20 protein-coding genes and 1 riboswitch are annotated in these 18,908 nt (G+C 66.9%); of the genes, 11 read left to right on the top strand and 9 right to left on the bottom strand.

Features of this window, described 5'->3' with window-relative positions:
- Positions 1–73 precede the first annotated feature (73 nt).
- A complete protein-coding gene (locus WBB14_RS16475) occupies positions 74–907 on the top strand; it encodes an AraC family transcriptional regulator (protein ID WP_424240797.1) in 834 nt (277 codons plus the stop codon).
- A 30-nt stretch (positions 908–937) separates the two neighbouring features.
- Here the strand turns inward: WBB14_RS16475 and WBB14_RS16470 are convergent, their stop codons facing one another.
- Genes WBB14_RS16470 through WBB14_RS16450 form a run of 5 tightly spaced genes read right to left on the bottom strand, consistent with a single transcriptional unit; the run spans position 938 to position 6,909 of the window.
- A complete protein-coding gene (locus tag WBB14_RS16470) occupies positions 938–2,218 on the bottom strand; it encodes an amidohydrolase family protein (protein ID WP_424240796.1) in 1,281 nt (426 codons plus the stop codon).
- A gap of 49 nt (positions 2,219–2,267) precedes the next feature.
- Positions 2,268–3,218 (bottom strand): ABC transporter permease, encoded by a 951-nt coding sequence (locus WBB14_RS16465; protein WP_424240795.1) that lies wholly within the window; start codon positions 3,216–3,218, stop codon positions 2,268–2,270.
- Positions 3,219–3,228: 10 nt separating this feature from the next.
- Positions 3,229–4,302: an ABC transporter permease gene (locus tag WBB14_RS16460; RefSeq protein ID WP_424240794.1), complete on the bottom strand. Its 1,074-nt coding sequence runs from the start codon at positions 4,300–4,302 to the stop codon at positions 3,229–3,231.
- A gap of 49 nt (positions 4,303–4,351) precedes the next feature.
- Positions 4,352–5,881 (bottom strand): ABC transporter ATP-binding protein, encoded by a 1,530-nt coding sequence (locus tag WBB14_RS16455; RefSeq protein ID WP_424240793.1) that lies wholly within the window; start codon positions 5,879–5,881, stop codon positions 4,352–4,354.
- The gene (locus tag WBB14_RS16450; protein ID WP_424240792.1) at positions 5,878–6,909 is read right to left on the bottom strand and encodes a BMP family protein; all 1,032 of its coding nucleotides are present in this window, start codon (positions 6,907–6,909) and stop codon (positions 5,878–5,880) included. The genes WBB14_RS16455 and WBB14_RS16450 overlap by 4 nt, the downstream gene beginning before the upstream one ends.
- A 732-nt stretch (positions 6,910–7,641) precedes the next feature.
- On the opposite strand from WBB14_RS16450, the gene WBB14_RS16445 reads away from it, so the two are divergent.
- From WBB14_RS16445 to WBB14_RS16415, 7 genes are all read left to right on the top strand, one after another.
- Positions 7,642–8,283, top strand: coding sequence for a hypothetical protein (locus tag WBB14_RS16445; protein WP_424240791.1), 642 nt, complete (start codon positions 7,642–7,644; stop codon positions 8,281–8,283).
- A 134-nt stretch (positions 8,284–8,417) separates the two neighbouring features.
- Positions 8,418–9,347, top strand: a complete 930-nt coding sequence (locus WBB14_RS16440) for a DedA family protein/thiosulfate sulfurtransferase GlpE (protein ID WP_424240790.1) — start codon at positions 8,418–8,420, stop codon at positions 9,345–9,347.
- Positions 9,348–9,397: 50 nt separating this feature from the next.
- On the top strand, positions 9,398–10,327 hold the full coding sequence (panE, locus tag WBB14_RS16435; protein WP_424240789.1) for a 2-dehydropantoate 2-reductase: 930 nt from the start codon (positions 9,398–9,400) through the stop codon (positions 10,325–10,327).
- A 264-nt stretch (positions 10,328–10,591) separates the two neighbouring features.
- Complete coding sequence (locus WBB14_RS16430; protein WP_424240788.1) at positions 10,592–11,203, top strand: NAD(P)-dependent oxidoreductase; 612 nt, start codon at positions 10,592–10,594, stop codon at positions 11,201–11,203.
- Between the two features lie 134 nt (positions 11,204–11,337).
- A complete protein-coding gene (locus WBB14_RS16425; RefSeq protein WP_424240787.1) occupies positions 11,338–11,796 on the top strand; it encodes a nuclear transport factor 2 family protein in 459 nt (152 codons plus the stop codon).
- Positions 11,797–11,806: 10 nt separating this feature from the next.
- Positions 11,807–12,376 (top strand): flavin reductase family protein, encoded by a 570-nt coding sequence (locus WBB14_RS16420; protein ID WP_424240786.1) that lies wholly within the window; start codon positions 11,807–11,809, stop codon positions 12,374–12,376.
- A gap of 5 nt (positions 12,377–12,381) precedes the next feature.
- Positions 12,382–12,891, top strand: a complete 510-nt coding sequence (locus tag WBB14_RS16415) for a nucleoside 2-deoxyribosyltransferase (RefSeq protein ID WP_424240785.1) — start codon at positions 12,382–12,384, stop codon at positions 12,889–12,891.
- Between the two features lie 65 nt (positions 12,892–12,956).
- On the opposite strand, the gene WBB14_RS16410 is transcribed toward WBB14_RS16415, so the two are convergent.
- Positions 12,957–13,622 (bottom strand): TetR/AcrR family transcriptional regulator, encoded by a 666-nt coding sequence (locus WBB14_RS16410; RefSeq protein WP_424240784.1) that lies wholly within the window; start codon positions 13,620–13,622, stop codon positions 12,957–12,959.
- 149 nt (positions 13,623–13,771) lie between these two features.
- Here WBB14_RS16410 and WBB14_RS16405 point away from each other — a divergent pair, with 149 nt between their 5' ends.
- Positions 13,772–14,971, top strand: a complete 1,200-nt coding sequence (locus tag WBB14_RS16405; protein ID WP_424240783.1) for an arabinose transporter — start codon at positions 13,772–13,774, stop codon at positions 14,969–14,971.
- A gap of 41 nt (positions 14,972–15,012) precedes the next feature.
- On the opposite strand, the gene ribB is transcribed toward WBB14_RS16405, so the two are convergent.
- Both ribB and WBB14_RS16395 read right to left on the bottom strand, forming a co-directional pair.
- Positions 15,013–15,732 (bottom strand): 3,4-dihydroxy-2-butanone-4-phosphate synthase, encoded by a 720-nt coding sequence (gene ribB / locus WBB14_RS16400; protein ID WP_424240782.1) that lies wholly within the window; start codon positions 15,730–15,732, stop codon positions 15,013–15,015.
- A gap of 110 nt (positions 15,733–15,842) precedes the next feature.
- A riboswitch (FMN riboswitch) is annotated at positions 15,843–15,997 on the bottom strand.
- 113 nt (positions 15,998–16,110) lie between these two features.
- A complete protein-coding gene (locus WBB14_RS16395; RefSeq protein WP_424240781.1) occupies positions 16,111–16,638 on the bottom strand; it encodes an SET domain-containing protein in 528 nt (175 codons plus the stop codon).
- Positions 16,639–16,745: 107 nt separating this feature from the next.
- Here WBB14_RS16395 and WBB14_RS16390 point away from each other — a divergent pair, with 107 nt between their 5' ends.
- The gene (locus tag WBB14_RS16390; RefSeq protein ID WP_424240780.1) at positions 16,746–17,666 is read left to right on the top strand and encodes a bestrophin family protein; all 921 of its coding nucleotides are present in this window, start codon (positions 16,746–16,748) and stop codon (positions 17,664–17,666) included.
- 7 nt (positions 17,667–17,673) lie between these two features.
- Here WBB14_RS16390 and WBB14_RS16385 read toward each other — a convergent pair whose 3' ends face one another.
- The gene (locus WBB14_RS16385; RefSeq protein WP_424240779.1) at positions 17,674–18,144 is read right to left on the bottom strand and encodes an Lrp/AsnC family transcriptional regulator; all 471 of its coding nucleotides are present in this window, start codon (positions 18,142–18,144) and stop codon (positions 17,674–17,676) included.
- Between the two features lie 93 nt (positions 18,145–18,237).
- Between WBB14_RS16385 and WBB14_RS16380 the strand changes: the two genes are divergently transcribed.
- Positions 18,238–18,908, top strand: a 671-nt coding sequence (locus WBB14_RS16380; RefSeq protein ID WP_424240778.1) for a thiamine pyrophosphate-binding protein, incomplete at its 3' end; no start/stop codon positions are given.

The raw sequence follows: 18,908 nt of genomic DNA, 5'->3' as shown, positions 1-18,908 counted from the left end.
CCTGTCCCGGGCGGGCCCAAAAGCGCAAAATCTGCAAAGGCCGGCCCGCTACATTGCTCTCCAAGGAGACCGTATGAAGCCCGCAACCCTGAACCACTATGGCCAGCGCCTGGAGCCCGTCCTGCGCTGGCTGGCAAGCCACCCTGACGCCGACCCGGACCTGTACCGGCTGGCCGAGCTGGCCTGCCTGTCGCCGTACCACTTCCATCGCGTCTACCGCGCCATGATGGGAGAGACGGTGAACGCTACCGTGCAGCGCATCCGCATGCACCGCGCGGCGGTGGCGTTGGGGAATTCCGAGGCTTCCTTGCGCGAGGTGGCGCAGCGCGCCGGCTATGAGTCGGACGCGGCGTTCAACCGGGCATTCGGGGCGACCTTCGGCATCTCGCCGGGGCGCTACCGGGCGGCCCGCTCCCGTCCCTTCGACCCCCAGGAGCTAGGCATGTATCCCATCAAGATCGAAACTTTTCCCGGCGCAACGTTGGCGGTCCTGCCACATCGCGGCAGCTATCAGGAAATCGGCCCGCTGTTCGCGCGCGCCTTCATGCTGGCCGTCAGCCGCGGCCTGGCGCAGCCGGATTCCATCGGCTATGGCGTGTATTTCGACGACCCCGAGCAGGTGCCGGCCAGCCAGCTGCGCTCCATGGCCGGCATGTCGGTGGCGCCCGACGCCGACCTGGGCGCGGAGCTGGAACGCTTCGAGATTCCGGAAGGGCGTTGCGCGATCCTGACCTACACCGGGCCGTACAACGAGATGGACAAGCCCTACAACTGGATGTTCTCGGAATGGCTGCCCGGCAGCGGCGAGGTGCCGGCGGACTTTCCGATGTTCGAGCAGTATCTGAACGATCCCCGCACCACGCCGCCGGCGCAGCTGCAGACGCGCATCTGCCTGCCGTTGAAGTAAGGCGCGGCACGGCCGCCGCGCCTTGCGCGCTCAGCGGGCCAGTGTCTGGAAGCTGACCGAGGCCGGACGGCCGGGCAGGTTCAGGGTCGCGGTGGCGGGCGGCGTGGTCGCCACCACCTGGCCGGCGCGCAGCACCATCAGGCGGGTAGCGCGCAGGCGCAGCGCTTCTACCGCGTCGCGCGCCTGGAGCAGCACCAGGTCGGCGCGCTTGCCGACTGCCAGTCCGGTTTCGTCCAGGCCGAGGATCTGCGCGGGCGTGGTGGTGACGGCTTCGAAACAGGCGCGCATGGCGTCCTGGCCCGTCATCTGGGCCACGTGCAGGCCCATGTGCGCCACTTCCAGCATGTCGCCGGAACCCAGGCTGTACCAGGGGTCCATCACGCAATCGTGGCCGAAGGCCACCGGCACGCCGGCGGCCAGCAGCTCGGGCACGCGCGTCATGCCGCGGCGCTTGGGATAGGTGTCGTGGCGGCCTTGCAGCGTGATGTTGATCAGCGGATTGGCGATGGCGGCCACGCCGGCCTCGCGCATCAGCGGGATCAGCTTGGAGACGTAGTAGTTGTCCATGGAGTGCATGGACGTCAGGTGCGAACCCGTGACGCGGCCTTGCAGGCCCAGGCGCTGCGTGTGATACGCCAGTGTCTCGATATGGCGCGACAGCGGATCGTCGCTTTCGTCGCAATGCATGTCCACGCGCAGGCCGCGCTCGGCGGCCAGTTCACAGAGGATGCGCACCGATTCCGCGCCGTCCTGCATGGTGCGTTCGAAATGCGGAATGCCGCCCACCACGTCCACGCCCATGTCCAGCGCGCGCTTGAGATTGTCCAGGGCGCTGGGGGCGCGCAGCACGCCGTCCTGGGGGAAGGCGACCAGTTGCAGGTCCAGATAGGGCTTGACCTTCTCGCGCACGTGCAGCAGCGCTTCGGTTGCCAAGAGGCGCGGGTCGCACACGTCCACGTGCGAGCGAATGGCCAGCAGGCCGCGCGCCACGGCCCAATCGCAATAGGCCAGCGCGCGCTCGACCAGCGCTTCCTGGGTCAGCAGCGGCTTGAGTTCGCCCCATAGCGCGATGCCTTCCAGCAGCGTGCCGGACTGGTTCACGCGCGGCAGGCCGAAGGACAGCGTGGAGTCCATGTGGAAGTGCGCGTCGACGAAGGGCGGCGCCACCAGTTGGCCCGCCGCGTCCACGGTCTGCGCGGCCTCGGCCTTCAGCGCCGGCTCCATGGCCACGATGCGGCCGTTGGCGATGCCGATGTCGATGTTCTGACGGCCATCGGGCAGCGTGCAGTGTCTGAAAATCAGGTCGAGCATGGTGTTCCCTGCGGAAGGTTTCTGTTGTTCATGGTACTGCGCGCAATCTTCAGCGCTCTCCTTTACGGTAGGGCTTCATCAGCGCCTGCGGGTAGGCGGCGCGGCGCGCCATCACCACCAACGCGAGGATGGACAGCACGTAGGGCAGCATGAGGTAGACCTGATACGGCAATTCGGGCAGGCCGGGCAAGGCCGCGCCGCCCTGTTGCATGCGCAATTGCAGCGCGTCGAAGAAGGCGAAGATCAACGCGCCCAGCAGTGCCTTGCCGGGCCGCCAGGACGCGAACACGACCAGCGCCACGCAGACCCAGCCGCGGCCGTTGACCATGTTGAAGAAGAAGGCGTTGAACGCCGCCAGCGTCAGGAAGCTGCCGGCCACGCCCATCAGCGCGGAGCCCGCCACGATGGCGCCCATGCGCAGGCGCGTCACCGACAGGCCCTGCCCCTCGGCCGCGGCCGGATTCTCGCCCACCATGCGGATCGCCAGGCCGACCGGCGTGCGGTTCAGCACCCAGGCCAGGATGGGCACCGCGGCCAGCGCCAGCAAGGTCATGGGCGTCTGCCCCGCCAGCACCGGGCCGATGAGCGGAATGCCGTCCAGGAATTTCATTTCGGCAAACGGCGTGATCGTGGGCGGCGTGGTCACGCTGGGGAAGGTAACGCGGTAGGCGAAGTAGCTCAGGCTGGTGGCCAGCAGCGTCACGCCCAGGCCCGACACGTGCTGCGACAGGCCCAGCGGCACGGTCAGCACCGCGTGCAGCAGTCCGAACACCGCGCCCGCCAGCGCGGCCGCCAGCACGCCCACATACAGCGGCGCGCCCAGGTACACCACCAGCCAGCCGGTGAAGGCGCCGGCGGCCATGATGCCTTCGATGCCCAGGTTCAGCACGCCCGCGCGCTCGCACAGCAGCACGCCCAGCGTGCCCAGTATCAGCGGCGTCGCCAGGCGCAGCACCGCCACCCAGAACGCCGAAGAACTCATCAGATCCATCCATTCCATGGCGCGTTCCTCAGGCCCGGTTGCGGCGCAGGCGGTACTGCGCGAATAGCGTCGCGACCAGCATGGCGAGCAACGATGTGGCGACGATGACGTCGGCGATGTAGTTCGGCACCGCGATGGCGCGGCTCATGCTGTCCGCGCCCACCAGCATGCCGGCCACGAACAGGCTGGCCAGGATCACGCCCAGCGGGTGCAGGCCGGCCAGCATGGCCACCACCACGCCGGTGTAGCCATAGCCGGGCGACATGTCGAGCGTGACGTAGCCGGTGCGGCCCGCCACTTCGATCGCGCCCGCCAGCCCGGCCAGCGCGCCGGACAGCATGGCGGTGCCCAGCATCACGCGGTTCACCGGCAGGCCCAGGAAGCGCGAAGCGTGCGCGTTGGCGCCGACCGCGCGCATCTGGAAGCCGAATACGGTGTAGCGGTTCAGCAGCCACAACCCCAGCGCCAGGCCGGCGGCCCACAGCAGGCCGGTGTGGGCGCGGGTGCGCTCGATCAGCTTGCCGAGTTCCAGGTCGCCGTTCAGCGCCACCGACTGCGGCCAGCCCATGGCCATGGGGTCCTTCATGGGGCCGTCCAGCATCATCGACACGAACAGCAGCACGATGAAGTTGCCCAGCAGCGTGGTCACCACTTCGTCCACGCCCAGGCGGGTCTTGAGGATGGCGGGAATCAGCAGCAGCAAGGCGCCGGCCAGGGCCGCCGCCAGCATCATCCCGGCGAAGAGCGCAGGCACCGGCAGGTCGAAGCCGGTGCCGTCATGCAGGCCGCCCACCGCCACCGCCGCGAGCGCGCCCAGGTACAGCTGGCCTTCGGCGCCGATGTTGTAGAAGCGCGCCCGGAACGCCACCGCGCAGGCCAGGCCGGTGAGCATCAACGGCGTGGCGCGGGTCAGCGTTTCGGACAGCGCGAAGCGGGAGCCGAACGCGCCATCAAACAGCAAGGCGTAGGTGCGGCCCACGGGGGCGCCGGCCCAGGCCACCAGCAGGGTGCAGACCGCCAGCGTGAAGGCAATGGCTGCGAAGGGCGCCAGGGCCAGCGCCAGGCGGCTGGGCTCCGGACGGCGTTCCAGGATCAGTTTCATGCGAGTAATGCTCGGTAGGGGGTGGAGTCGCGCGGAAGGGAGCGGGTTGTCATCCCTGCGTGCCCGTCATGGCCAGGCCGACCGTGGCGGGCGTCCATTCGGACACCGGCTTCACGGCGATCAGCTTGCCGCCGCACAGCACGGCGATGCGGTCGGCCAGCGCGAAGATCTCTTCCAGGTCTTCCGACACCAGCAAGACGCCCGCGCCGCGCGTGCGCGCCGCCAGCAGCTGCTCGCGCACGTAGGCGACGGCGCCGATGTCCAGGCCCCAGGTAGGCTGGTCGGCTACGATGAAGCGCGGTTCCCGCGCCAGCGTGCGGCCCAGGATCAGCTTCTGCATATTGCCGCCGGACAGGCTGCGCGTGCGCACGTCGAGCGACGCGGCGCGCACGTCGAACTGCTTGGCCAGGGCCTGCGCGTACGCTTTGCCGGCGCGCGCGCGGACCAGGCCCCAGCGCGCGAAACGCCGGTCCTTCAAGTCTTCGACGATGGCGTTTTCCCACAAGGGGCTGTCGCCGATCACGCCCTCGCCATGGCGGTCTTCCGGGATGCGGCCGACGTGGGCCGCGGTCCAGCCGGCCGGCGTCGTGGGGGCGGCTGCATGCTCGGGGCCCAGACGGATGGTGCCGTCGGAGGGCTGGCGCAGGCCGGTCAGCACCGATACCAGCGCCTGCTGGCCGTTGCCGGCCACGCCCGCGATCGCCACGATCTCATGCTTGTGGACCACCAGGTCCAGGCTGTCCAGGCGCGGCGCGCCATCGCGGCCATCGCGCACCGTTACTTGCGATAAGGTCACCACGGGCGCGGCCTGCTCGGCGGCGGCCACGGCTTCGGCGTGCGGCATGACGACCTTGCGGCCCACCATCAGCTCGGCCAGTTCGGCCGGGCTGGTGCTGGCGGTTTCGCGCTCGGCCACCAGCTTGCCCTGGCGCAGCACCGCCACGCGGCCCGACACCGCCATCACTTCGTCCAGCTTGTGCGAGATGAAGATCACCGCCAGGCCTTCGTCGACAAAGCCGCGCAGCGTGGCGAACAGGTCCTGCACTTCCTGCGGCGTGAGTACGGCGGTGGGTTCGTCCAGGATCAGGACGCGCGCGCCACGGTACAGCGCCTTCAGGATTTCGACCCGCTGCTTCTCGCCGACCGACAGCGTGCCGACGCGCGCGTCCGGATCCACGCCCAGGCCGAAGCGCTGGCCGAGTTCAACCAGGCGCTGGCGCGCCTTGCCGCGGCCCGACGCCAGCTTCCACAGCGATTCCGTGCCGACCATGATGTTGTCCAGCACGGTCAGGTTGTCGGCCAGCGTGAAGTGCTGGTGCACCATGCCGACCCCGGCCGCCAGCGCGGCGTCGGGCCGGCCGGCGGGCAAGGGTTGGCCAAAGACTTCGATGTTGCCGGCGTCGGCCAGGTAATGGCCGAACAGGATCGACACCAGGGTCGATTTGCCGGCGCCGTTCTCGCCCAGCAAGGCCAACACTTCGCCCTGGCGCAGCGTGAGCGATATGTCGTCGTTGGCCGTGAGGCTGCCAAAACGTTTGGTGATCCCCGTCAGCTGCAGGGCGAGAGGCGCTGGTTTCATCGTGCCGAGGACTTGGGTTCTTTGTCGTTGACCTTGACGGTGAAGCCGCCGTCCAGGATGGCCTTCTGCTTGGCCTGCACCTTGGCCATCAGGTCGGCGGGGATCTTGCCTTCGAAGGTGCCCAGCGGCGCCAGCGACGAGCCCTTGTGCTTCATCAGCGAGTACTGGCCGTAGTCATCCGCCTTGAACGTGCCGGCGCGGACCTGCTTGAGCGCTTCGTCGATGGTGGGCTCCATGCTCCACAGCGCCGAGGCGACCACGGTTTCGGGATACTGCTGCTGCGTGTCGATCACGTTGCCGATGGCCAGCTTGCCGCGTTCCTTGGCGGCATCCGACACGCCGAAGCGCTCGGCGTAGAGCACGTCCGCGCCCTTGTCGATCATGGCGAAGGCGGCTTCCTTGGCCTTCGGGGGATCGAACCAGGAACCGATGAAAGTCACGGTGAATTCGGCTTGCGGGTTCACTTCCTTGGCACCTTCGATGAAGGCATGCATCAGGCGGTTCACTTCGGGGATGGGGTAGCCGCCCACCAGGCCGATCTTGCCGGTCTTGCTCATGCCGCCGGCGATCATGCCGGTCAGGTAGGCGGGTTCCTGGATGTAGTTGTCGAACACCGAGAAGTTGGGCTGTTGCGGCTTGCCGGAGGAACCCATCAGGAAGGCGGTCTGCGGATAGTCCTTGGCCACCTTCCGGGCCGCGGCTTCCACCGCGAAGGCCTCGCCCACCACCAGCTTGTTGCCTTGCTCGGCGTACTGGCGCATCACGCGTTCGTAGTCGGCGTTGGTGACGTTTTCCGAGAACGTGTATTCGATCTCGCCGCGGTCGCGGGCCGCGACCAGCGCCTTGTGGATGCGCGACACCCATTGCTGTTCGACCGGCACCGTATAGATGGCGGCGACCTTGGTCTTGGCGGGCGCCTGGGCCTGGGCGACGCCCGAGAACAGCAGCGCGCCGGCAGCGGCGGCAGCCAGCTTGAGCAGGCCGCGGCGGGCGATGCCGGCGACGGACGGGGTGGAAAAGGCTTTCATGCGGGTGACTCCTGCGCAGGGAAGGAAAGGGATGGGGATTGAAGGCGATGCGCGCTCGGCGCGGGCCCGCGCGCTGCTGAGGCGCGCACACAGCCGCGGCCCGGTTCCATACGTCGGCCGCCGGCAGGCGTGCCGGGGCTAGCGTACGGAAACGAGGGCTTGGGATCGGTCATCGGACGGGAGCGCCAGGAGGCGCACCCCTCCGAATGGTCGGGTTCGCAGCCAGTCCTGGCGAAGCAATTTGTATGCCATGGGGCATTCCCGCGACAAGTCGGGGAAACCTGATGGCCGGGCAGGATTATAGGCACCCTGGCGGGGATTGGTGGCACCAGAGCGGTGCGTGGCGTTTCAAGGGGTGGACAGACCGCGTGTCAGGTCGAAGTTCAGTGTGTCTGAATTTCACCTGGGCACGGATCGCCGGTCCTGCGGACGCTGCATCATTGAGACTTGAATTTGGTCCGCGTATTGGTGCGCAGCAAACAGAACGGGCAGGTGCGGGCCAGTCTGAGGATAGGCGGGCGCCACGGGCCGATTTGATGAACCGGTTGCTCAAATAGGGAGGCCCCACCGGGGTGGGGCCATCGTTCGGACCTAGTTGCATCACCAGCATTCACATCTGGGAGTGGCTTTTCTAGGGCAGCGTGCCGACTGTAGCGTTTTTGAGCATGGCTTTCAACCAAGTTTTCGGCGGCGCGTGCAGGAGTGCCCTTCTTGAAAGGCGAAATAGGACCAATGGAATGGAAACTGCGTGAAACGGTGTTCTCCGCCCCTCGAATGGGGCGCTACCTGAACAGCTATGGCGGAGACGTGTTACGGGCGGCCGTTGCCTACGATCACAATGTCCTGTTGGCGCAGGCGCTGATGCCTGCCTTGCAGACGATGGAGATAGTCCTTCGAAACGCCATCCATCGAAGCTTGAGCAGGTCGATGGGAAGTGTCGACTGGTGGAATGGTTTGCCCTCCCCTGAGTTCGAGTGGTTGCAAAGGGCGGTGGGCGACGCAGGGGTCAAGATTCAACGACGCCGGGAACGCGTCACCACCGATAAGATTGTTGCCGAGTTGACTTTCGGATCTTGGACGCGGCTGTTCAATGCCCAACATGGGCGCACGTTATGGGGGCGTCTCCTCCTGGCCTTTCCCACCTGTCCCAAAGCCAAGCGTCAGCGCGGCCCGATCAGTTCGTCCCTGAACCGCATTCGCGACTTGCGAAACCGAGTCATGCACCATGAACCGTTGCTGTGGGTAGCGCCTTCGGTGAAGGATATTCACGACGATATCCAGGAGGTCCTGGACTGGATCGATCCGGGCATCAACCGCTGGCTCGTCGATCACGACTCCCTGCCAGCGAGATGGGCTGAATGCGCGGCGATTTGAATGCCGCAGTCCAGGCTCGATGAAATTCGAGGCATGGAACGGCCCGTTGCAGCAGCAGGCGCGCCGCTCGGCGGTCCACGAGCCTAAAATCACCCACATGAACCGCGCGCGTGCGCGGCAAGCTGGAAGACCCCATGCAAGATATACAACTGCTGCTGGAACAGTACGGCGGGTGGCTGGTGTTCGCCAACGTGCTGGTCGAGCAGGCCGGCCTGCCGGTGCCCGCCTATCCCATGCTGATCGCCGCCGGCGCGCTGGGCGGTGCGGGCGGCTGGCTTACGCCCTGGCTGGCCGCCACGGTCGCCTGCCTGCTGGCCGACAGCCTCTGGTACGCGGCCGGGCAGCGCTATGGTTCGCGTCTATTGGGCGTGATCTGCAAGATGTCGCTGTCGCAGGATTCCTGCATCCGGCAGACGCAGCGCCTGTACCTGCGCATCGGCGTGCGCGCGCTGCTGGTGTGCAAGTTCCTGCCGGGCGCGGGCGCGCTGTCCACCGTCATGGCGGGTCTGACGGGCACGCCCTATCGCCGCTTCCTGGGGTATGACCTGGTGGGTTCGCTGATCTGGTCGGGGTCGGCCCTGCTGCTGGGCGGCTTGTTCCACAACGTGGTGAACGACTTCCTGGAAATCCTGGGTACCTATGGCGCCATGGGACTGGGCGTGCTGGCGTCGGTGCTGGCGCTGTACATCCTGGCGCGCTTCCTGCGGCGCCGCATCCTGCTGCGCAGCTTGCGCGTGATTCCGCGCCTGTCGGTGGACGAGTTGATGCAGTGGCGTCAGGACGGCCGCAACGCGCTGGTTTTCGACGTGCGTCCCGAAGCGCTGCGCGAAGAGCAGCGCATTCCCGGCGCGATCGCCGTGGACCTGAAGGCGCCCTTGCCCCGGCTGGATGCCGGGGCGCTGGAATCCGACATCGTCGTGTACTGCGCCTGCCCCAACGAAGTTTCGGCCGCGCTGCTGGCCTCGCGGCTGCGCGCCGCCGGCTATCCCAAGACCTGGGCCCTGCGCGGCGGGTACCAGGCGTGGCAGGAACACGAGCACCCGCTACCCCCGCAAGGCGCATAATTCCGCCATGAGCCCGCGCAGACGGCGGGCAGCCTACAGGAGAGACAGGCATGCGGATTTTGTTCTTGGGCGCCGGCGGCACCGGCGGTTACTTCGGCGGACGCGCGGCCCAGGCGGGCGCGGATGTGACCTTCCTGGTGCGCGAACCGCGCGCCGCGCGGATCCGCGAGCAGGGCCTGCGCATCAAGAGCCCGCTGGGCGACGCGACGCTGCAGCCGCAACTGGCCACGCAGCAGACCCTGCAAGGCAGCTACGACGTGGTGGTGCTGAGCTGCAAGGCCTATGACCTGGCCAGCGCCATAGAGGCCATCCGCCCCGCGGTCGGACCCGATACCGCGGTGCTGCCCATCATGAACGGCGTGCTGCAGTACGACGTGCTGGACCGCGAGTTCGAGCCGCACCGGGTGCTGGGCGGGCTGTGCCAGATCAACGCCACCCTCGGTCCCGAGGGCGAAGTGATTCATCTGGGCAAGTACGCCAACATCGTCTTCGGCGAACGTGCCGGCCCCGCCCGCAGCGACCGCTGCGTAGCGCTGGAACAGGCCCTGGCCGGTGGCGAATACGTCAGCCGCCTGAGCACCTACATCTACCAGGACATCTGGGAGAAATACGTGTTCCTGACGACGCTGGCCGCGGCCACCTGCCTGATGCGCGGCTCGGTCGGGCAGATTGCTTCTACCGACGACGGCATCGACATCATGAGCGGGCTGCTGCAGGAATCGCAAGCCGTTGCCGCCGCCTCGGGCCACGCGGTGCGGCCGGAGGCCGATGCGTCGGCGCGCAAGCTGATTACGGACCGTACCCAGCCCGTCACCGCGTCGATGTTCCGCGACCTGAGCCAAGGCCTGCCGGTCGAGGCGGATCATATCGTCGGCGACATGGTGCGGCGCGCCCGCACCCTGGGCGTGGACGCGACCTATCTGCGCACGGCTTACGCGCATCTGCAGGTCTACCAGGCGCAGCGCGCCGCCGCTGGCTGAGCGCCTCTGCCCCTGGGGCGGCCCCTGTTCAAGCGTGGCCGCCGGGAGCACACTGGCAGGGCAGGTTCCGGGAGTCCGACGGGTGGGTCCGTCGGCCCGTTCCAACTGGGTTTCCTGGCTATTGATGCAAAAAACGCAAAAAACTCATCCATTTTTACGGGTTTTTTGATCGAATTTGAACGAATAGTATGGCTTTGCCTGAGCCAAAGCGCGTAGCGCCGCAAGTTGCGGCGGCCCTGGCTCCCTACCCCAAGGAGCAAGACCATGAAAGTTGCATTGATCGGAATCACCGGCCGCGTGGGTTCACGCGTGGCTGACGAATTGCTCAAGCGCGGCCACCAGGTCACGGGCATCGCCCGCAACCTGTCCGACGTCAATCCCCAGCCCGGCCTGACGGTCAAACAGGGCGACGCCACCGATCCGGAAGCGTTGACCTCGTTGCTGACCGGCCACGACGCCGTGATCAGCGCATCGCGCTTCGTGTCGTCGGACGCCAAGCCGCTTCTGAGCGCGGTGAAGGACGCTGGCGTGCCGCGCCTGCTGGTGGTCGGCGGCGCGGGCAGCCTGCTGGTTGCGCCCGGCAAGATGCTGATCGACACCCCCGAATTCCCCGACGCCTACAAGCCCGAGGCGCGCGCCGGCGTGGTGTTCCTGGATACGCTGCGCCATGAAAAAGTGCTGAACTGGACCTTCCTGTCGCCCTCGGCGCTGTTCGAGCCGGGCGAGCGCACCGGCAAGTTCCGGCTGGGTGACGATACGCTGCTGGCCGATGACGAAGGCAAGAGCTGGATCTCGATGGAAGACTACGCCATCGCGCTGGTCGACGAGCTCGAAGCGCCCAAGCATTCGCGCCGCCGCTACACCGTGGGCTATTGATTCCGGTTGTAGGCGGACTGAAGGGGCCTCGGCGAGAGGCCCCTTTTTCATTCCGGCCAAAAGCCGGAATCCATGTTTTTGTTTGTAAACTGGCGCACCGCCAGCCGGCGTTCCGATACCTGAATCTGCCCTGTATGCGTATGAAGTTGAAATCGTTGGCTTTCTGCCTGCTGGTTGCCGCGTCCTGTCTGGCGGCCGTGCCGGCCGTCGCAGCCGCGCCCCAGTCCAACAAGGACATCGTGGTGGCGTTCTTCCGCATGATGTTCCAGGACCGTGACATCGACGAGGCGGTGCGCCTGTACGTCAGTCCGAACTACATCCAGCACAACCCCTACATGCAGGATGGCGTCGGGCCGCTGGTGGACTTTTTTCCCGCCTATTTCGAGCAGCATCCGCAGTCCATCGTCGAAATCAAGCGGGTGATCGCAGAAGGCGACCTGGTGCTGATCCACAACCTGTGGCGCGACTCGCCGGAAGACCGCGGCCAGGCCGTGATGGACATCTTCCGTGTGGACAACGGCAAGATCGTGGAACACTGGGACGTGAGCCAGGAAATCCCCGAGAACCCGGCCAACAAGAACGGCATGTTCTAGGAAACGCCGCATGTCCAGCATCGAACCCGTAGACCTGTCCCGCGCCTACCTGCTGCTGAACCACGGCCCGACGGTGCTGGTGACCAGCGCGCACGGCGATGCGCGCAATGTCATGGCGGCCGCCTGGGCCATGCCCCTGGATTTCAATCCGCCCAAGATGCTGGTGGTGGTGGACAAGAACACCTACACGCGCGGCCTGATCGAAGCGTCCGGCGAGTTCGCGCTGTGCATCCCGTCGCGCGCGCAAGCCCGCGCCACGCTGCGGGTGGGCACCGATTCCGGGCGCGACGAAGACAAGTTCCTGGCCAGCGGCCTGACGACCTTTCCCGCCAGCAAGATCGGCGCGCCGCTCATCAGCGGCTGCCTGGGCTGGCTGGAATGCCGTGTCGTGCCCGAGCCGCACAACCAGCAAGCCTATGACCTCTTCATCGGCGAGGTCGTGGCTGCATGGGCCGAGCCGGAAGCGTTTTCCGGCAACCGCTGGCATTTTCCCGACGACGAGCGCCGCTCGGTGCATTACGTGGCTGGCGGTTCTTTCTTCGCCACCGGCGAAGCCTTCAACGTTTCCGATCCGGAGTAATCATCATGCGCAGCGTATATCTGGCGGGTTTCGACGTGTTCCTGCCCGATGCGGCGGCGCACGGCAAACGCTTGAAGGCGCTGTGCGCCACTTACGGGTTCGACGGCCTGTTCCCGCTGGACAACGAAGCGCCGCAGGACCTCGCGGGCCAGGCGCTGGCGCAATGGATCTACCGCGAGAACGTCGCGCTGATCCGGCGGGCGGACATGGTGATGGCGAACCTGAATCCGTTCCGCGGCGCCGAGCCCGATTCCGGCACGGCTTTTGAAGTCGGCTATGCCATCGCTTGCGGCAAACCGGTATGGGGCTACACCGGCCAGGCCGGCACGCTGATCGACCAGGTGGCGGTGGGCGCCGCGGCCGACGACGGCGTGTCGCGCATGGTGGATGCGGACGGCTACACCGTCGAAGATTTCGGCTTGAACCTGAACCTGATGCTGGCGTGCAGCGCCCGCATCATTACCGGCAGCGCCGCCGACTGCCTGGCCGAGATGGCCCGGGCTCCGGGCCGCTAGCTGTCCAGCATCGGCGGCATGCCGCCATCCGCGTGGGCCAACCGCCGCCGGCCCGAAATTCGCGGTTAGCGGCGCACGGTTTTTGCCGTCTTCCGTGGCGCCTGGCGGGTGGCCGCTACCGGTTCGCCCAGGTACCCCATCACCGCGTCGACCACCGCCTGCTCCAGCTGCTGCGTCGAGAATCCCGCGGGCGGCTCCAGCGCCGCCGCATGCACCAGCGACTCCATGATGCGCAACACCACATAGGTCGCCAGGTCGCGGTCCTGCTGCGCGATTTCGGCGCGATGCAGCTCCAGCAGATGGCGCATGCGCCTGTGGATATCCTGGTCTGCGCGGCTGTGCTCGTGCGGCAGGTCGAACAGCGGGAACTCCCTTTCCAGCACGCGATGCAGCGCGGGTTCCAGCAGATGGGCGTGCAGCATCGCTTCGACGATGGCCGCGACGCGCTCGCGCAACGTGGCCGCGGGATTGCTGTCCAGGACCCCGTCGATGACGTCCAGCATCTGGTTGTCGTGGCGGTTGTGCAGCGCCGCGATCAAGGCGTTCTTGTTGGGGAAGTACTGGTACAGCGAACCGACGCTGACGCCGGCCGTCTCCGCGATCAGGTTGGTGTTGGTGCCCGCATAGCCATGGGTGGCCAGAACGCGAGCCGTGGCTTGCAGAATCGTCTCTACGGTGTGCTGGGATCTGAGCTGGCGCGGTGATTTCCGGGGCTGTGGGATGGCGGTCATGGGTACTGTGAAAGGCGAGTATCGAATATGAGCAACGGCTCATAAAATTTCCGGCAGGCAATCCGGTTCATCGCCCGCACCCGGCGATTATGCCATCGGCGGTACTCCGACTGGTTCCGGATTGCGCATCTCTCACTTAAGGAAATTCAATGTCGCATTCATCGACGGCCGGGGCCATGCCCGCGGCCCAGGGGCCCGTGCGCTCCGTCTTCGCGCAAGTGCTGCCGCTGGCGCTGGCGGTATTCGTCGGGTTTTTCATGATCGGCCTGCCCATGCCGGTGCTGCCTCTGTATGTGGACGGCACGCTGGCGCTGGGCGCGCTGGTCGTCGGCGTGGTGGCGGGCCTGCAGTTCGCCGCTGCCTTGCTGTCGCGCGCCTATGCGGGTTCACTCGCCGACCGCCGCGGCGCCAAGCGCGCGGTGGTGGGCGGCTTCGCGCTGGGCTCCATCGCGGGCCTGTTCTATCTCCTGGCGGATGACCTGTCGGCGCAACCACAGGCGGCGCTGGCCGCGCTGCTGGCCGGACGGGCACTGATGGGCTGCGCCGAAAGCCTCATCGTCACCGGCGCGCTGAGCTGGGGCGTGGGGCGCGTGGGGCCGCAGAATGCTGGCCGCGTGATGGCCTGGGTCGGCGTGGCGATCTACGCCGCCTATGCGCTGGGCGCGCCCGCCGGCATGCGGCTCTACGGCGTCACCGGCTTTGCGGGCATCGCCTGGGCCACCGCGCTGATTCCGCTGGCGGCTCTGGCGCTGGTGTTGCCTTTGCGCGGGGTGCGTGCGGCAGGCGGCGTGCGCACGCCGTTTTACAAAGTGCTGGGCTTGGTGCTGCTGCCCGGCGCTGGCCTGGCGCTGGCCAGCGTCGGCTTCGGCGTGATCACCGCGTTCGTGAGCCTGTTGTTCTCGCAGCGTGGCTGGGAGGGCGCCGCGTGGATGTTCACCGCGTTCGGCGCCGGCTTCATCCTGGCCCGCGTGTTCTTTGCCGGCCTGCCGGACAAGCTGGGCGGCGCGCGCGTGGCGCTCGTGTGCGTGCTGATTGAAGCCGCGGGGCAATGGTTGATCTGGACTGGAGCCACGCCGGCCTGGGCCTTTGCAGGCGCGCTGCTGACGGGCGCGGGCTACTCGCTGGCATTCCCCGCCTTCGGCGTCGAGGCCGTGCGGCGCGTGCCTGCGGCAAGCCGGGGCGCGGCCATGGGAGCGTATGTGGCCTTCCTGGACGTGGCCTTGGGGCTGAGCAGTCCGGCAGCCGGCTGGCTGGCCGGCGAGCAAGGCTATGGCGCGGTGTATGCAATGGGTGGCGCTTGCGCGCTGGCGGCGATGGTCGTCGCCATGGCGCTCAAGGGACGGCGCTGAAATACTGGGCGGCGCCGGTTCCGGCGCCGCCTGCGCAAGGATCAGACCGTCGCGGCCATCTCCAGCACTTCATCGTCGATCGCTTCGGCCTGGCCGTCCTTCAGCTGTTGCAGATGGTCGGCCAGTTCGGCGATGGTCAACGCCACCAGCCCGTGCTGGGCGGCGTAGCGCTCAAGCGCGGCGCCGCGCATCATGGTGCCGTCGGCATTCATCAGTTCGCACAGCACGCCGGCCGGACGTAGGCCGGCCAGCACCGCTAGGTCCACCGAGCCTTCGGTGTGGCCGCGGCGGGTCAGCACGCCGCCCGGTTGGGCCCGCAGCGGAAACACGTGGCCGGGGCTGACGATGTCTTCGCTTTGCGCGGAGGGCGAAATGGCCGCGCGGATGGTGGTGACGCGATCCACGGCCGACACGCCGGTGCTGACGCCTTCGCGCGCCTCGATGGAAACCGTGAAGGCGGTGGCAAAGCGGCTCTGGTTGCGCTGGACCATGGGCGGCAGTTCCAGCCGGTCCAGGGTTTCGCCGGGCAGGCACAGGCAGACGATGCCGCTGCCGTCGCGGATCAGCTGCGCCATGACGGGCACGGTCAGCTTGTCGGCGGCCACGATCAGATCGGCCTCGTTTTCGCGGTCGAAGTCGTCCATGACGATGACCGGACGGCCCAGGCGCAGATGATGCAGGGCGCGCTGCAAACGAGCGGCGAAGGGCTGCGAAGCCAGGCTGGGGATGGGGGACTGCGGGGTAAGGGTAACGTTGGACATTTGAAACGCTCTCGCAAGTTAAAAGGGGCGAAAAACGTTTCAGGGCTACTCGACAGCCGAACGCAATACAGCAGTCCAGACGCAGTTGCGCCCGGTATACCGTTGTGCCGGCACATCTTCTCTCATCCGGACTATGACCGTCGGCCCTGGCATCTCACCAGATCTGCTGACCCCGGTGTCCTGGAAGGACGCCGGGCGCTCGCGGGCTCGCCACATTGCATGGCATACCGCCGGTGGGGAATTGCACCCCGCCCTGAAGACGTACTGCATGTCGTGTTAACGACCTGGAGGATTGTACGCCTGTCCGCAGCGGAGGGCCGGAATACGCCGGCCGCGCCCGGGGTCTTCGGAACAAGGCGGGGTCCGACCCCGCCAGGATCAGGAGGCCGCTTCGACGGTTTCGGGCTGGTCGGCCGTTTCTTTCTTCTTCTTTTTGGCCGGCAGCGCCAGCATCGTGCCGCGGCACGGCGGCGTGCCGCAGAGGCAGCGGTAGCCTTCCTTCAGCTTCTTGGTGATGCGGCCGTCCAGCACCAGGCCGTAGTCGTACGACAGCTCGGTGCCGCGCGGGATGTCCTGCAGCGCGACGATGTAGACGCGCTTGCCGTGCTTGCCTTCCTGCGCCTCGCAGTTCGGTTCGCAGGAATGGTTGATCCAGCGGGCGTCGTTGCCGTTGTCGCCGCCGTCGATCACGCGGCCGGAGCTGAGCGCGAAGAAGAAAGTGTGGAAGGGATCGTCCGGATTGGTCGGATGGCGGCGGTCGGCTTCCTTGGCGCTGATGCGTTCGCCGCCGTACTCGACGATGCGCGTGCCCGCGGGAATCTTGCGCGCGGCGAAGACGCCGTTGCCGTGCAGCTTGGAGCGGCGGACGGCATACCAGGGCTTGATCGGAGTGTCTTCGTTGGTCATTGATGAGTGGAAGTGGCGGTGAGACGAAACAGAATTATATCGGCGCGTTTTTGACAGCTTGATGGGCGTATAGTGTGCGCCGCCCTGTCCTTCCCCGGTTACGCACCATGATTGTCCGTCCGCGTCCTTCCGCGCTGGCTTTGTTCTTTGTCTTGCGCGGCTCCATCATCCCTCGGATCCTCAGCCGCATCCTGGTCATCACGGCGCTGTCCTGCCTGGTGGTGTGGATGTACCACCAGGAATGGTTCTCGCCCGCCCACTTGTCCGCGGTGCCGTTTTCGCTGTTCGGCCTGGCCTTGTCCGTGTTCATGGGCTTTCGCAACAACGTCTGCTACGACCGCTGGTGGGAAGCGCGCAAGCAATGGGGCGAACTGATCGTGCAGGCGCGCAGCCTGGCGCGCGAAAGCGCGGTGCTGTTGGCAGCCAGTACCGCCAACCCGGTACAGGAACGCATCGTGCGCCGCTGCATCGGCTTCGGCTACGCGCTGGCGGCGCGGCTGCGGCAGGAAGATATGGCTGCTGCTGCGCGCCCCTGGGTGCAGCAGGACGAGGCCGAGATTCTGGCTGGCTGCCGTAACGTGCCCGATGCGCTGCTCATGGCCATCAACCGCGACCTGGCGGCCTGCCTGCGGCGCGGCGAACTGAGCGACATCCTGTACCAGGCGCTGACCCAGCGCGTGGCCGCCTGCGCCGCCATCCAGGCGGCCTGCGAGCGCATCAAGTTCACACCCTCGCCCTTCGCCTATTCGCTGCTGCTGCATCGCACGGCCTGGCTCTTTTGCCTGCTGTTGCCCTTCGGCCTGGTGGGCACGCTCGAATACATGATGCCGGCGGCCGTGACCATCGTGGCCTATACCTTCTTCGGCCTGGATGCGGTGGGCGACGAGCTGGAAGACCCGTTCGGCTCGGATGAGAACGACCTGCCGCTGTCGGCGCTGGCCCGCGTGATCGAGATCGACCTGCTGGAAGGCCTGGGCGTGCGGCCGCTGCCCGAGCCCGCCGAGCCGGTGGACTTCGTGCTGCGCTGAGGCGCGCCTATTCCGCCATGCCGGTCAGCGGCAACTTGGTTTCCTTCAACCGGCGCAGCACGAAGCAGGATTTGCTGTGTCGGATGCCCGGGATGCGGTAGAGCTGTTCGCGCAGCAGCCGTTCGTAGTCGCGCGTGTCGCGCACGGCGATGCGGATGTAATAGTCGTAGTCGCCCGAGACCAGGAAGGCTTCCAGGACCTCGGGAATCTGCGCCAGCGCCCGGCCGAACTCGTACAGCGTCTCCTCGCTGTGGCTTTCCAGGGTGACGTGGACGATCACCGTGTCCATGAAGCCCAGGCTGGCCGGGTCGATGTCCACGGTATAGCCGCGGATCACCCCGGCGCTTTCCATGCGCTTGATGCGGTTCCAGCACGGCGTGGACGACAGGCCCACGGCCGCGCCGATGTCGTTCAGGCTGGCGCGCGCGTTGTCCTGCAGCACCTTCAAAATGGCGAGATCAAATTTGTCCAGGGTCATTTTCTTTGATTCCTCGAAATCAAAGATAAATTTACTCTGTCCGGCGGTTATTCGTGGAAAAGAAGATAAATATTCTTCCGATCTACGAATAAGATGGATAGCATGAACGATCGCCTGCATCCCACCGCCGCCGCCGCGCTTGCCGCCACTGAACGCCCCGCTCACAACGGGGCGAAAATTCTGCTCGACACGCTGATTGCCCACGGCGTGGATACCGTCTTCGGCTATCCCGGGGGCGCGGTGCTGCCGTTGTACGACGCCCTCTACGCCGAGCCGCGCCTGCGCCACGTGCTGGTGCGCCACGAGCAGGCGGCCGTGCATGCCGCCGAGGGCTATGCCCGCAGCACCGGCCGCACGGGCGTGGTCTTCGTCACGTCCGGCCCCGGCATGGCCAACACCACTTCCGGCCTGCTGGACGCCATGTGCGATTCGATCCCGTTGCTCTGTATCAGCGGCCAGGTCGCGACGGCGGCCATCGGCACCGACGCTTTCCAGGAATGCGACGCCATCGGCATCTCGCGCTCGGTGACCAAGTGGAACACCCAGGTCCGGGCGGTAGACGACGTGGCCGCTGTTGTCGCCCGCGCCTTTGAGCTGACCCGTCAGGGTCGCCCTGGCCCAGTGTTGCTGGATTTTCCCAAGGACGTGCAGTTGGCTGTTCCGCGCGACGCGGACGACGATGCCGAGCCCTCGCAACAGCGGCTGGCCGCGCTGCGCGCGCGCCGCCAGGCGGGCAAGCTGGCGCCCAAGCTGCCGCAGTCGGC

The sequence above is a fragment of the Achromobacter sp. genome, from assembly GCF_049647645.1.
Classification (GTDB): domain Bacteria; phylum Pseudomonadota; class Gammaproteobacteria; order Burkholderiales; family Burkholderiaceae_B; genus Achromobacter.
The sequence above is the reverse complement of the archived record's forward strand: the minus strand, read 5'-3'. Positions and strand labels throughout refer to the sequence as shown.